This window comes from Sphingomonas sp. TF3 (assembly GCF_003985085.1).
GTDB lineage: Bacteria > Pseudomonadota > Alphaproteobacteria > Sphingomonadales > Sphingomonadaceae > Sphingomonas.
In genome coordinates this window covers 21,684-35,586 of sequence record NZ_RWKS01000024.1, presented here as the reverse complement: position 1 = coordinate 35,586, position 13,903 = coordinate 21,684, and the positions used below count along the sequence as shown (strand labels likewise).

Here is a 13,903-nt window from a genome sequence, read left to right as displayed (position 1 = left end):
TTAACCTTTCATCGCGTGCGCGAGAGTATTGAGACGGGTGCGGATCGACGAGTCAATCCGTTGCGAACCGATCTGGACAACCAGACCGCCGAGGAGAGTGGGGTCGACCGCGAGCTCGACCGAGACATCGGTGCCGATGCGGGTGCGCAGCTGCCGCTTCAGCGCGTCGACCTGCTCTTCGGTCAGCGGATGCGCGGAGGTCACCTCAGCGGTCGTTTCGCCACGATGGCGCGCGGCGAGATCGCGGAAGGCGCGGATGATCGCGGGCAATTGCGACAAGCGCCGGTTCTCGGCGAGAACGCCGAGGAACTTGGCGGTGGTGTCGTCCACGTCGATCATCTCGGCTGCCGCTGCGACCGCGCGCGCGGCGTCGGCGCGCGAGACGATCGGGCTGCCGATCAGTTGCGCGAACTCGCTCGATTGCGCGATGGCGGCGCGAACGCGGCCAAGGCTCGCCTCGACCGCGTCAATGGCCTTGCTGTCACGGGCAAGCTCGAAGAGCGCGGTCGCATAGCGTCCGCTTAAGCTTGCTTGAATACCGCCGGATGTCTCCACGCGATTGGGGTCCTCTTGGGCACGAATGGTGGCCCCATGCAAATAGAGGGCGTTGGGGAATGCGCCTTCAGATGGGTTGGCGGGCGGTTAGCATTGGGTAGGGCGCGATGCAAGTCGCGCGGCAGACGTCGAAAGCGCGCGTGTGGAACCCCGATCGCTAAGCCAGCGCTTTTGTTCGTATTTCACACAAGTGTAACATTGGCTTAACCATCTGTTCGCGCCTTGGCGGCCATAGCGTGATTCATGAACCGCATCGCGCTGCCCCGCTCGCTAACCGTCCTTCGGGGCCGACTAAGCCTGTTGTTTTTGCGCTGGCAAACCGGGCGCGGCAACATCCGCGTTCAGTTGCGCCGGATCGTCTGGGTGTTGCTGGGCATGCAGGCCTTGCTTGCGCTCGCCTTGATCGGGACGACGCTCGCGACCAGCCACGGGGTCCGCACGCTGATTACGGACCGTCTCTATCCGATCGGCGAGCTGCAGCGCGTCAATGCCGATTATGCCACGGCCTTGCTGACGGCGCACAAGGTGCGCAGCGGCAATCTGTCGGCTTCGGGCGCAGTGGCGACAATCGAGGCCAATCGCGCCGAGATCGCTTCGAGCTGGGACGCCTTCGTCCATCACAACCTCGACGCGCGCCGTGCCGATGAGGTGGCGCAGGTCGATTCGGCGCGGCATGACGCCGACGCGGCGCTCGACAAGCTGCTGGTCCTGCTGCGGGCCGGGCGCACCGATCAGCTCGACTTTTTCGTCAGTGGCGCGCTGTACGCGGCGATCGATCCGCTGACCGGGACGAGCGCGACGCTGATCGCCGATCTCCGTGCGGATGCTCTGCGTGAACGCAGCGCCCTCGAAACAGGGTTTGGCCAAGTCTATATTCTGGTCGCGCTGGTGACGGTGGCTGCGATCCTCGTCGCTTTCTGGGGGATGCGGATGCTCGCCCGCCAGGTCGAGCAGCCGCTTGCCCTGATTGCCGAGGCGACTCGCAGCATCACCCTTGACCGTGCCGACGTAGCTATCCCGGCGCTCGATCGCAGCGATGAGATTGGCGAAATCGCGCGCGCGCTGGCGTTCGCGCGGCAACGCTCAGCCGATGCGCGGCGTTTGAGCGAAGAGGCGCGCCGCACCGCCGACGCCTTGAGCGCGAACGAACGGCGCGAGGATGCCGCCCGCGCCCGCCGCGCGGCGCATCTGGACGCGCTGTTCCGCGTGTTTGAAGGGGAAGCGGGCGCTTCGGTCAGTCAGTTGGTGTCGGCCGGCCCTGCGCTCCGCGAGACGGCAGCGGCGATGGCGGGCGAGGCGGGAACCACCGAAGAACAAGCGATGGCGACCGCCGCGCTGACCGAACAGAGCGCCACCAACGCCCGCACCATCGCGCATTCGGCGACGGCGTTGGCCGGCGCGATCGACCGCATCAGCCGGGCCGCCAACGAATCGCGCGCAAGCGTGGCAACGGTGCGGGCGCGCACGCTCGAGGGGCGTGACCGCGCCGAATCGCTGGGCGCGTTGGTGGTGGAAATCGCCACCGTGCTCGACATGATCACGGCGGTGGCGGGGCAGACCAATCTGCTTGCGCTCAATGCGACGATCGAGGCGGCGCGGGCGGGCGAGGCGGGGCGGGGCTTTGCCGTGGTGGCCGACGAAGTGAAGGGGCTCGCGCGCCAGACCCAGTCCGCCGCCGGCCGGATCGAGGCACGCCTGGCCGCCGTCCGTACCGCCAGCGACACTGTCCTTGCCACGATCGAATCGGTGGATTCGCTCGTGGCGGATTTGGATCAATCCTCGGCCAATGTTGCGGCGGCGGTCGACCAGCAGCGCGGCATGACGCAGGCGATCGCGCTCGCGATCGCCGAGGTCGAGGATGGCACCGCCGATGCCGCCGCCAACATGCAGACGCTGCGCGACCGTGCGCAACGCTCGCGCTACACCGCCGACCATGTCACCCGCACTGCCGAGGATGTGGCGGGCGGCGTCGAACGGCTCCGCACGCAAATCAACCGCCTGATCGCGGATGTGCGCGCGGCCTGACGCGCCGCTTTCGCGTCCGTCGCAATGTTGGTAGCGATTGCGCCGCAGGGGTGTGAGGCGGAGCGATTCTATGACCGGCCAGATGCAGAAGATGATCATGTCGGACGGTGCCGAGATCGGCGTCTATCACGCCGAGCCGACCGGGCGACGCAAGGGCGGGCTCGTGCTGGTCCAGGAGATTTTCGGCGTCACCGACCATATCCGCGATCTGTGCGAGGAATATGCCGCCGACGGCTATGAAGTGCTGGCCCCCGCGCTGTTCGACCGCGAGCATCCCGGATTCGAGGCCGAATATACCGGCGAGGGGTTCGCCCGCAGCGTAGAGCTGGCGCGCGATCTGCACCCGTTCGACCTGACGCTTGCCGACGTGCAGACCTGTATCGACGCGCTGGCCGGGCGCGGGCCGGTGTTCGTGGTCGGCTATTGCTATGGTGGATCGGTCGCGTGGTTCGCGGCGACGCGCCTGCATAATGTGGCCGCCGCCTCGGCTTATTATGGCAGCTTGATTCCCGCTGCGGCCGACGAGGAACCGAAGGTCCCCGTCATCCTGCATTTCGGCCGCCACGACGACCATATCGCGATGGACGGAGTCGAAAAGGTGATCGCCAAGGCATGGCCCAAGGCGACGGTCTATGTGTACGAGGCGGGCCACGGCTTCAATTCGGATCGCCGCAAGGATTATCACGAATCCAGCGCCGATCTGGCCAAGGAACGCACGCTGGAATTGTTCGAGGCGAATGGCGGGTGATCGCACGGTTTTGATCGCAAGCCACGGGATGTGGGCGCATCGGGACCGTGCGTATATCGCCGCATGACCCAAACCCTTCCCCTTGACCCCGACGCCGCCTGGAAAGCGTTCGAAGCGCGCGACCGGCATTCCGATGGGCGCTTTGTCGGCGCGGTGAAAACAACCGGCATCTATTGCAAGCCAAGCTGTCCGGCGCGGCACCCGAAGCGCGAGAACGTCGTTTTCTACCGCACGCCCGAGGAGGCCCGCGCGGCGGGGTTCCGGGCGTGCCTGCGTTGTGTGCCCGATGCAGTCGGGCGCGACCGGATCGCGGTGGCGCGCGCGGTCGCGCTGATCGAGGGGGCCGACGAAGTGGTGCCGCTTGAGGATCTCGCCGCGCAGGTCGGCTATGCGCCGCATCATTTCCACCGCCTGTTCAAGCGCGCGACCGGGGTGACCCCGGCGGCCTATGCGCGCGGGCTGATGGCGCAGCGCGCGGCGCGCGCGCTGGCGCGTACCGCCAGCGTGACCGAGGCGATTTACGAGGCCGGCTATTCCGCGCCGAGCCGCTTTTACGACGGCGGGGCCAAGCGGCTGGGCATGACACCGAGCGCGTGGAAGCGCGGCGGGGCGGGGGTAACGATCCGCTGGACCGTGGCCGATACCAGTCTCGGCGCAATGCTGGTGGCCGCGACCGACAAGGGGTTGTGCCGCGTCTCGTTTGATGAGGGCGAGGCGGCGTTACGCGCGCGCTTCCCGCATGCCGAAATCGTGCCGGGTGGTGCCGCGCTGGCCGATCTGGCGGCGCAGGTGGTGGCAAGCGTCGAATCGCCCGATCGCGACCGCGACTTGCCGCTCGACGTGCAGGGTACGGCGTTTCAGGAAGCGATCTGGCAGGCGCTGCGCGCGATCCCGCTGGGCGAGACGCGCAGCTATGCCGAACTGGCGACGGCGGTCGGCAACCCCAAAGCGGTGCGCGCGGCGGGAACGGCGTGCGGTGCCAATCCGGTGTCGATCATCGTGCCGTGCCACCGTGCGCAACGCACCGACGGGACGCTCGGCGGCTATGCTTATGGGATTGACCGCAAGGTCGCGCTGCGGACGCGGGAGCGGGTGAAATGAGCGACTTCGTGATTGCGGGCATCGATCCCGCGCCCTTTCGGCACCTTTATGGACAGAGCGATGCGACCCTGGCCGCGCAGGGAGCGATCCGCATGGTGGTGGAAGCTGCGCCCGGTTCGCCGTGTCGTGTGACGCTGGAGGACGCGGCGGTCGGGGAGACGGTGCTGTTGCTCAATTACGAGCATCTGCCGGTCGCCACGCCCTATCGCTCGTGCCACGCGATTTTCGTCCGCGAAGGGGCCGAGACTGCGGCGGTGTTCGTCAACAGCATTCCCGAGCAGCTGGCGATTCGCCTGTTGTCGGTGCGCGCGTTCGATGCGGCCGGTATGATGCTGGACGCTGATGTGATCGACGGCAGCGGGCTCGCCGCCGCGATCGATAGGTTCTTCTCGGATCCGCGCGTCACGTATCTCCACGTCCACAATGCCAAACCCGGCTGTTTTGCCGCCCGGGTGGATCGTGTGTCAGCCGCCTGACGCCGCCGCACCCGACGCGGCGGTGCAGCGGTAGACGATCTTCTCATTGGGCTGGGCGGGTAGTGCGGTGCGAATCGCGGATTGTTGCGTTGCCAGATTGGCGCGGCCCGCCTCATCGGTGGAACAGGCCTTCACCGTCACCTGGCTGCGGATCTTGCGCACGCTGTCCATCTCGGCAGCACCCAGAAAATAGCGCGTCGTAACATAGCTGAGCGTCGCCGGGTCGAACTGCAAGATCGATACGGTCTGTTCCTCGGCGGGAACGAGGATGCGGTCCCACTTGCTGCCGTTTTCGGCATATTGGACGCGCCCGTTCATGCAGCCGGCCTTGCCCCAGTCGAGCGTAAGGTCGGTGGTAGACGAGGAGACGACGCGGCTGCGCTCGGGCACGAAACGGCACTGCAATTTGCCGAGCGGCGTGGTGGAGGACACGGTCGGGGCGAGCGACACGATCGCAGCGGGTGTCGCGGCGGGAAGCGAGACGGTGCCGGTTGGGCGCAGCACGAACACGACCACTGCGCCAACCATCACCAGACCACCGATTGCCCAGGCCCAGATCGCCTTGCGCCGCATCGCTTGCGCGTCGAGCAGGCCCCCTGCGCCAATGGCCATCGCGCCCAGTACCAGCATCAAGGTTGCGATCGCCATGACGTTCTCGCGGTGGCGGTCAGCGGCGTCGCGGGCGGCGGTCAGCGCTGCCTCGCGCGCCAGCACGGCTTTGCCCGCCGCGTCGCGCTTGGCCGTGTCGGCCTCGGCGGAGGCTTGTGCGTCGGCTTCGCGCTCGGCCTTGTCGATCTCGGCGATGCTGGTGCAGGGCATGCCAACCGCCTGGAAGGGTTGCTTGGCCTTGGTGAGGAAGGCGGCAAGTTCGCTGTCGGCGATCGCGAAGCCAAAGCTCGAATCGCCCTCTTCACCCCGCGTAATCGCCGAGTTGACGCCGATCACGCGCCCGCACGGATCCAGCAACGGCCCGCCCGAATTGCCGCGTGCGATGCCCGCTGTGTGCAGCAGCACGTCGGTCCCCGACATCTGCCGGCGTCCGGAAAACACCCCTTCGGTGCGGATCGGCGAGAGTGGATGGATGTAATCGACCGCCGAACGCGCGGTCGCGAGATCGACATTGCCGGGATAGCCGAGCGCGGTGACCATCCCGCCTTCGGACACCGGCCCGGTATACAGCGCCACGGGCGGAAGCGGCGTTCCGGAAAATTCGATCAGCGCGAGATCATGGACCGTGTCGATCGCGATCACTTTGCCCTGATAGCTCTTGCTGCCTTCCGACGGCACGATGCCGATTACGACATTGCCGGGATAGCGCGTCAGCAGCTCAACGACATGGGCGTTGGTGACGATGCGGTTGGGCGCGACCGCGAAGCCGCTGCCATGGCCGAAGCCGACCACTTCGTCATCGACGATCGCGATGGTGACGACGCGCACGACCCCGCGGGCGGTGGCGGAGATATCGTCCGCACGGGCTGGTCCCGCGAGCGAGCACAGCAGCAGCGCCGTGGGGAGGGCGGCCCAAAGGGGCCATGCCCTTTGCCAAAGCGACCGGGAAAGGTGGAACAGGATTGCGGCGACCATGTCCGCGCTCTGTGCCAGCCGAGGCCGCGATAAGACAGAGGAAAGTGACCGGATGACCGCAATCCGCGTCGTCCTTTCGGGCGAAGGCGGTCCTCCGATCCCCCCTCCGCCAGGCAATGCTGGCGGAGGGGGAGGGGTGCGTCAGAAGGTTACGCGGCCACCAAGCGACAGGACGATCGCATGGGCATTGCGCAGCAGGCCGTTGGTAAGGATCGGCGTCTGCGCGGCGGTGCCGGCATAGGCTGCGGTCACGCGGTCGATCGTGGCGTCGTCGAACTTCACGTAATTCGCACCGGCATCGATCGTCATGTGCCGGTTCAGCTGATAGCTGCCGCCCGCCGCATAGGTCCAACGGTCCGAATCGGGCACGCGGGCATCGCGCAGGCCGTCCTGCGTCGGCGTGATCGTGCGCTGAAGCCCGGCGCGCAGCGTCGCTTTGGGGCTGACGGCATAATCAAAGCCGCCCGCCACGCTGAAGCTGTCGCGATAGTTCTCGGGCAGCGCGACATTGAGCGGTGCACCGAGCCGGATCGCGTCGAACTTGCTCCAGTTATAGGCGACTGTCTGAGCATTGAGCGTCAGTGCGTTGGTGGCGCGGAAGCGGCCGGCGACGATCACCTGCCCCGGCGTGTTGAACTGCGCCTGCACGCCCGACAGCGACGTGTTGGACCCGGCGAGCGGACCGACCAACCCCGACACGTTGAGATTTCCCGTCAACGTATGCTTGATGCTCGATTTGTAGCTGATGCCGACGGTGACGACGTCGTTGTGCAACTGCACGCCTGCGGTCCAGCCGAAATCCCAGCCATGACCCTTCAGCGTCTGGCTGCCATCGGGCAGCGACGCGAGCACGTTGGGCAACGCGTTGCTGAGATAAGCATCGGTATATTCAACGTTGAGCGCGCCGCCCACGTTTAGCCAATCGGTCACCTTCACGCCGATCGAAGGCTGGATGTCGATCGTGCGCAGGCGGGTCTTGTCGGCGCTATAGCGTGCCCAGCTGTTCGCATCGTAATCGGTGGTGAAGCTGAACGGCGAGGTTACCGCGACGCCGACCGCGATGCGATCGGTGATCGGATAGGCGAACGCGCCGCTCGGCAGCACGCCGTTGCTGATCGGATCACGCGACACCCCATTGCCGCCCACCGGCACGAACGACTGGCCCGGACGGCGGATGAGCGTGCCATTGTCGATCACGTCGCCCTTGGGCAGGATCGCGGTGGCGCTGATTGCCGCGCTGGGGTCGGTGATGCCGGCGATCGCCGCCGGGTTCCACCACAAGGAGGCCGGGCCACGATCGGCCGCTTCACCCGAAAAGGCGCGACCCGCGCCAATGGCGGACTGCGCCTCCAGGTAAAAGGCATCGGCATGGGCGATGCCCTGGAAGCCGAAAGCGGAGACGAGCGCGGTCGCGCCCAGCAGCGGAGCTTTGATACGAAACGACATTGAAAATTCCTGAGTATCGTTGGGGGTAGAGAACGGGCGTGGCGTTAGCGCACGCGGGTCCAGGTTTGGGTTTTGCACAGCGGGAAGAAGACGCAGCCCCGCAGCTTCAACTGGTCCGTGCCGACAGGGGTGATCTTGCCGCTATAGGTCTTGCCGTCTTCGGCATTATAGACTTGGCCATCGCTCCACACGCCGCCTGCTTCGGGCTTGAAGCCGCTCAACATCAACAGGCCCTGGAGCGGGCGGGAACGCAGCTTTTCGTTGGCGTTCTTCGCGTCTTTCAAGGCGGGATTGCTGCGGATCATATCCGAGGTGAGGATCTTGCCGCAGATCGACTCGCCGCAGCGTGTGATCTCGACGATGGCGTTGTGGGTCTCGGTCTTCCACCGTCCAAGGGCGGTATCGGCGGCGACGGGGGCACCAGCTAACAGCGCACCAAGAATCAATAGCGACATATTTCACTCTCCAACACCCGCGACCAGGCGGAAATTATTATCCAGCGCCGTATTCTTACGGTCGTGAACTGCGTGCCCAGGGTGGCCTGGGGGTCATTCCGCCTCGGTAACATTTACGTAAACGGAAAGCTGGCAGTGCGTCGTGGCATAGATGCGCGGCGTGGCAAGTCAAGCCACGTTGCAGTCCATTGGGTTAAAATCCGTCGAATCGAGGACGATAGCGACGTTACGGGTCAGAAGGGACGCGGGGCGTCATACAAAGCTGTACGGGTCAACATCGACGACGACGCGCACCTTGCTCGGCCAGTCTAGTCCGCCGAGCCAGTCGCGGATGATGTCCTGCACGTCGAGCGCGCGCTTGGCATGGACGAGCAAGCGGAAGCGGTGTCGCCCGCGCAGCATCGCCAGCGGGGCGGGTGCGGGGCCGTAGACTTCCATCGCCTCATGATGCGGCGCGCTGCGGCCGATCAGCCGGGCGGTTTCGAGCGCGGCCTTCTGGTCTTCGCTCGACACGATGATCCCGGCGAAGCGGCCGAAGGGCGGCGCGCCTGCCTCGCGGCGATGCTCGGTCTCGGCGGCGTAAAAGGCCTCGGCATCGCCCGAGACGAGCGCCTGCATCACGCTCGCTTTGGGGCTGTGCGTCTGGATATAGACATGGCCGGGCTTGGCTCCGCGCCCGGCGCGCCCCGCGACCTGGCAGATTTGCTGGAAGGTGCGTTCGGACGCGCGCAGATCGCCGCCGTCGAGCCCAAGATCGGCATCAATCACGCCGACCAGCGTCAGATTGGGGAAGTGATAGCCCTTGGTAACCAATTGTGTACCAACGATAATGTCGATGTCATGCGCCTCCATCCGCGCGACGAATTCGGCGGCCTTGGCGGGCGACCAGATCGTGTCGGAGGTGATGACGGCGGTACGCGCGTCGGGGAAGAGCGCCTTTACTTCATCGGCGATGCGTTCGACGCCGGGGCCGACGGGGACCAGGCTGTCCTCGCTCTGGCACTCTGGGCAGACCTTGGGAACGGGCTCGACATGGCCGCAATGGTGGCAGGCGAGGCGGTGGACGAGGCGATGCTCGACCATCCAGGCGGTGCAATTGGGGCATTGGAAGCGGTGGCCGCAGGTGCGGCACAAGGTCAGCGGGGCATAGCCGCGCCGGTTGAGGAACAACAAAGATTGCTCGTGCCGCGCCAGCGTCTCGCGCATCGCCACCACCAGGCGGGGGGCGATCCAGTGGCCGCGTTCGGGCGGTTCGGCGATCAGGTCGATCGCTTCGATCGCGGGCATTTCGGCGGCACCCCAGCGGCCGGGCAATTTTACCTCGGCATAGCGGCCGAGCGCGACTTGCTGGCGGGTTTCGATCGCGGGGGTGGCGGACGCCAGGATTACCGGGATCTTCTCAAATTTTGCCCGCATTACAGCGACATCGCGGGCGTGATAATGCACGCCTTCTTCCTGCTTGAAGCTCGTTTCATGCGCTTCGTCGATCACGATCAGGCCGAGGTTGGCGTATGGGAGGAACAGCGAGGAGCGCGCGCCGACGGTGACCAGCGCTTGCCCGCTGGAGATGGCGCGCCAGGCGCGGCGGCGTTGCGATTGGCGCAATCCTGAGTGCCAAGCGACGGGCTTCACCCCGAAGCGCGCGGCGAAGCGCGTCAGGAAGGGTTCGGTCAGCGCGATTTCGGGGAGCAGCACGAGCGTCTGCCGCCCCTCGCGGATCGCGGCGGCGACCGCCTCGAAATAGACCTCGGTCTTGCCCGATCCTGTAACGCCGTCGAGCAGCGTCGGCGCGAAGGCCCGCGCGGTGACGCCCGCCACCAGCGTGGCGGCAGCGGTGCGCTGGTCTGGCGACAAAGCGGGCGCGGCGAAATCGGGATCGGGCAGTGCGAACGGGCTGTCGATATCGACCTCGACCGCCTCCAGCGCGCCGACCTTGGCGAGCCCGCGAATGACCGCGTCGGAGACATTGCCGATCGCCGCCAGTTCGCGGATCAGGCCCTGGTGGTTGCCGATCTGTTCGAGCGCCTGCTCGCGCTGCGGGGTCATGCGATCGGGCACCAGCCCGGTCGCGCGATATTCGGTGACGGTCTTCGCGCCCTCCAGCGCCGAACTGGAGGCGAGCGCCATCCGCGCCACGGCGGCGGGGGGCGCGAGATAATAATCGGCGGTCCACTCGATCAGCCGCCGCAGCGGTGCTGCCAGCGGCGCGGCGGGAAACACGCCGATCAGGTTGCGCAAGCGATTGTCGCCGACCTCGGCATCGGACGGCATCCGTTCCGGCTCCCACACCACGCCGATCAACTGGCGCGGGCCGAGCGGGGCGACGACGATCGAGCCTGGCTCGACCTGCATTCCGTGCGGCACGCGGTAATCGAGCGGGCCGAGCGCGGAATTCATGACGAGGACGCGGGCGCGGGACATGGGGAGCATATGGCGGGTTGCGGGCGTGCGGCAAAGGGGTGCCATGCGCCGCTTGGCAGAAGGCGAGGGGCTTACCTGCCCCATTCGATGCGCTACACCGCAGCGATGAGCGACCTCCCCGGCCTTTATGCCGCCCATCTCGCGCGCGACCGGCGGCGCTCGGTGCATACCGTGCGGGCCTATGAGGCGACGGCGGTGCGATTGTGCGCGTTTCTGCAGGCGCATTGGGGGGCGGCGGTGGAGCGCGACATGCTGGCCAAGGTGAGCGCGGCCGATCTGCGCGCCTTCCTTGCCGCGCGCCGGGGCGAGGGCGGCATCGGCAATGCCTCGGCAGCGCGGGAATTGTCGGCGGTGCGCGGGTTTCTGGCGTTTGCGGTGGGCGAGGGGACGACGCCGCGCCTGAAAGGGCCGCGCGTGAAAAAGGGCGTGCCGCGCCCGGTGTCGCCGGATGAGGCGGTCGCTTTGGCCGAAGACGTTGCGGATGACGCCGCCGAGCCGTGGATCGGTGCGCGCGATCTGGCGGTGCTGCTGCTGCTCTATGGCGCTGGGCTGCGCGTGGGCGAAGCATTGGGGCTGACGGGCGCGATCCTGCCGCTGGGGGCGACGCTGAGCGTGACGGGCAAGCGCGACAAGACGCGGATCGTGCCGTTGCTGCCGCAAGTGCGGGCGGCGATCGAATCCTATGTCGCACTCAGCCCCTTTGGCACCGCGCGCGATGCGCCGCTGTTTCGGGGCGCAAAGGGCGGGCCGTTATCGCCGCGTCTGGTGCGCCGCGCGGTTCAGCGCGCGCGGGTGCGGTTGGGATTGCCCGACCGCACCACGCCGCACGCGCTGCGCCACAGCTTCGCCACGCATTTGCTCGGGCGCGGCGCGGATTTGCGGGCACTTCAGGAATTGCTCGGCCATGCCAGCCTCAGTTCCACGCAAATCTATACCCAGGTCGATGCGGCGCATTTGCTGGACGTGTACCGCAACGCGCATCCGCGTGCCTAGCAGCGCGGCTGCCAGCGTAGCAGGCGCCAGACGTAGAACAGCGCGACCGCCCCGATCGTCGCCATCGTCGCGGGGCCGATGAACGCATCCAGCTCGCGGAAGTTGGTGCCGAGATAATAGCCTGCACCCGCCAGAAAGGTGTCCCAGATCGCCGCGCCGCCCGCCGTCCAGGCCAGGAAACGTGCGCGCGGCATCCGCGTCATGCCCGCGGGCAGCGACACCATTGTGCGGAAGGCGGGCATGAAGCGGAACACGAACACCACCCATTGTCCGTGACGCTGAAAAAAACGTTCGAGCTGCAGGACGTGCTCCCAATCGAGCGTGAGCCAGCGGCCATAGCGATCGACGAACGGGCGCAGCCGCTGATAGCCGAGGTGCCAGCCGATCCAGTACCAGAAATAATTGCCGACGACCGTCCCCGCGGTGCCCGCGACGATCAGCGGCACCATCTCCATCTGCCCGCGTGCGACCGCGATACCGCCCAGCCCCATGATCACTTCGGACGGGATGGGCGGGAACACGTTCTCCAGCACCATCAGCAGGAAAATGCCGAAATAGCCGCCCCACGCCGTGAGGTTGATGATGAATTCGGTCACGCATCACTCCGTCATGCCGGGCTCGTCTCGGCATCCACCGTGCCGCGCGCTTCCGGCCGATGGCAGATACCATAGTGGACCCCGGGACAAGCCCGGGGTGACGATGGCTATGCCGCAACTTTCCGCTCGATCGCATCCCAGATCAGGGCGGCGACATCGGTGCCGTCGAAGCGTTCGATCGCGACGATGCCGGTGGGGGAGGTGACGTTGATCTCGGTCAGCCATTCGCCGCCGATCACATCGATGCCGACGAACAGCAGCCCGCGCCGCTTGAGTTCCGGCCCGAGTACCGCGCAGATTTCGCGCTCTTTCTCGGTCAGTTCGGTCTTCACCGCCGATCCGCCGACCGCGAGGTTGGAGCGGATTTCGCCTTCGCCGGGCAGGCGGTTGATTGCGCCCGCGACCTCGCCATCGACCAGCACGATGCGCTTGTCGCCCTTGGCAACGGCGGGGAGGAACGCCTGGATCATGTGCGGTTCCCGCCACATGGTGTTGAACACCTCGATCAGCGCCGACAGGTTCGCGCCATCCTGCCCGACCTTGAAGATCGCCTTGCCGCCATTGCCATGCAGCGGCTTGATGACGATTTCGCCGTGCTGCGCGAGAAAGGCGCGGGCTTCGTCGAGGCTGCGCGTGACCAGCGTCGGCGGCATGAATTGGGGGAAATCGAGCACGAACACCTTTTCGGGTGCGTTGCGCACGCTTGCCGGGTCATTCACCACCAGCGTTTTGTGCGCGATGCGCTCCAGCAGATGCGTCGCGGTGATATAGCCGAGGTCGAAGGGCGGGTCCTGCCGCATCAGCACGACATCGGCTTCCTCGCCCAGATCGAGGTTGATGGGATCGCCGAAGCTGTAATGATTGCCGACGACGCGCTGCACGGTGACCGGATCGGCCTTGGTCCACACCCGGCCATCGGCATAATTCAGGTCTTCGGCATTGTAATGGAACAGCTTGTGCCCGCGCTGCTGGGCTGCGAGCATCAACGCGAAGGTCGAATCCCCGGCAATGTTGATCGCGGCGATCGGGTCCATCTGGACGGCAACGGTGAGCGACATGAGATTCTCCGTCTCGATACCCGATCGCTGGCGACGGGTTTGGATGCGAGCGACCTCTAGGGGCGTCCGCCGCCAAAGTCACCCGATCCAGGCATTCTCGATATGGCGGGGCCGCGTGCCCGGCGCGAGCAGGATGACATCGACGCGAATGTCGTCGCCCGGATCGGCATAGCTTGGCATCAGATATTCGGCCGCCGCCGCGACGCGGGCGAGGCGGCGCTCGTCGATCGCGAAATCGAGCTCGGCGGCGGTGGCGCGCAGCTTGACCTCGACAAAGGCGACGAGGGTACCTTTCTTGGCGATCAGATCGACTTCGCCTGCGGGGGTACGGACGCGGCGGGCGAGGATGCGCCAGCCTTTGAGGCGGAGCCACCAGCCGGCGAGGCGCTCGCCGCGGCGGCCGGAGGCTTCGGCGAGGCGGCGCTTTATATTCCCCTCCCGTTTA

Annotated in this window: 13 protein-coding genes; 5 read left to right on the top strand and 8 right to left on the bottom strand. The window is 66.5% G+C overall.

Going from position 1 to position 13,903, the window contains the following annotated elements:
- Positions 1-555: a F0F1 ATP synthase subunit delta gene (locus EJC47_RS17505; protein WP_126849099.1), complete on the bottom strand. Its 555-nt coding sequence runs from the start codon at positions 553-555 to the stop codon at positions 1-3.
- 243 nt (positions 556-798) lie between these two features.
- On the opposite strand from EJC47_RS17505, the gene EJC47_RS17500 reads away from it, so the two are divergent.
- The 4 genes from EJC47_RS17500 (at position 799) to EJC47_RS17485 (ending at position 4,905) form a co-directional block, all read left to right on the top strand.
- Positions 799-2,580, top strand: coding sequence for a methyl-accepting chemotaxis protein (locus EJC47_RS17500; RefSeq protein ID WP_126849098.1), 1,782 nt, complete (start codon positions 799-801; stop codon positions 2,578-2,580).
- Between the two features lie 70 nt (positions 2,581-2,650).
- A complete protein-coding gene (locus tag EJC47_RS17495; RefSeq protein ID WP_126849097.1) occupies positions 2,651-3,328 on the top strand; it encodes a dienelactone hydrolase family protein in 678 nt (225 codons plus the stop codon).
- 63 nt (positions 3,329-3,391) lie between these two features.
- Positions 3,392-4,429 carry a bifunctional DNA-binding transcriptional regulator/O6-methylguanine-DNA methyltransferase Ada gene (gene ada, locus EJC47_RS17490; RefSeq protein WP_126849096.1) on the top strand — a complete coding sequence of 346 codons (1,038 nt, stop codon included), beginning with the start codon at positions 3,392-3,394 and terminating at the stop codon, positions 4,427-4,429.
- Positions 4,426-4,905 (top strand): DUF1203 domain-containing protein, encoded by a 480-nt coding sequence (locus EJC47_RS17485; RefSeq protein WP_126849095.1) that lies wholly within the window; start codon positions 4,426-4,428, stop codon positions 4,903-4,905. Before ada ends, EJC47_RS17485 begins: the two co-directional genes overlap by 4 nt.
- On the opposite strand, the gene EJC47_RS17480 is transcribed toward EJC47_RS17485, so the two are convergent.
- The 4 genes from EJC47_RS17480 to EJC47_RS17465 form a co-directional block, all read right to left on the bottom strand.
- The gene (locus EJC47_RS17480; RefSeq protein WP_260591643.1) at positions 4,894-6,489 is read right to left on the bottom strand and encodes a S1C family serine protease; all 1,596 of its coding nucleotides are present in this window, start codon (positions 6,487-6,489) and stop codon (positions 4,894-4,896) included. The two genes, EJC47_RS17485 and EJC47_RS17480, sit on opposite strands and share 12 nt — an antisense overlap.
- A gap of 141 nt (positions 6,490-6,630) precedes the next feature.
- On the bottom strand, positions 6,631-7,935 hold the full coding sequence (locus tag EJC47_RS17475) for an OmpP1/FadL family transporter (RefSeq protein ID WP_033966359.1): 1,305 nt from the start codon (positions 7,933-7,935) through the stop codon (positions 6,631-6,633).
- 44 nt (positions 7,936-7,979) lie between these two features.
- Positions 7,980-8,390 (bottom strand): DUF2147 domain-containing protein, encoded by a 411-nt coding sequence (locus tag EJC47_RS17470; RefSeq protein ID WP_126849094.1) that lies wholly within the window; start codon positions 8,388-8,390, stop codon positions 7,980-7,982.
- A gap of 252 nt (positions 8,391-8,642) precedes the next feature.
- On the bottom strand, positions 8,643-10,811 hold the full coding sequence (locus EJC47_RS17465; protein WP_126849111.1) for a primosomal protein N': 2,169 nt from the start codon (positions 10,809-10,811) through the stop codon (positions 8,643-8,645).
- Positions 10,812-10,898: 87 nt separating this feature from the next.
- Here EJC47_RS17465 and EJC47_RS17460 point away from each other — a divergent pair, with 87 nt between their 5' ends.
- The gene (locus EJC47_RS17460; RefSeq protein ID WP_260591642.1) at positions 10,899-11,804 is read left to right on the top strand and encodes a tyrosine recombinase XerC; all 906 of its coding nucleotides are present in this window, start codon (positions 10,899-10,901) and stop codon (positions 11,802-11,804) included.
- Here the strand turns inward: EJC47_RS17460 and EJC47_RS17455 are convergent.
- From EJC47_RS17455 to EJC47_RS17445, 3 genes are all read right to left on the bottom strand, one after another.
- Positions 11,801-12,400 (bottom strand): DedA family protein, encoded by a 600-nt coding sequence (locus tag EJC47_RS17455; RefSeq protein ID WP_126849092.1) that lies wholly within the window; start codon positions 12,398-12,400, stop codon positions 11,801-11,803. The genes EJC47_RS17460 and EJC47_RS17455 overlap by 4 nt on opposite strands.
- A gap of 107 nt (positions 12,401-12,507) precedes the next feature.
- Positions 12,508-13,458 (bottom strand): glutathione synthase, encoded by a 951-nt coding sequence (gene gshB, locus EJC47_RS17450; protein ID WP_126849091.1) that lies wholly within the window; start codon positions 13,456-13,458, stop codon positions 12,508-12,510.
- Positions 13,459-13,536: 78 nt separating this feature from the next.
- Positions 13,537-13,887, bottom strand: a complete 351-nt coding sequence (locus EJC47_RS17445; protein ID WP_126849110.1) for a YraN family protein — start codon at positions 13,885-13,887, stop codon at positions 13,537-13,539.
- Positions 13,888-13,903: the final 16 nt, after the last annotated feature.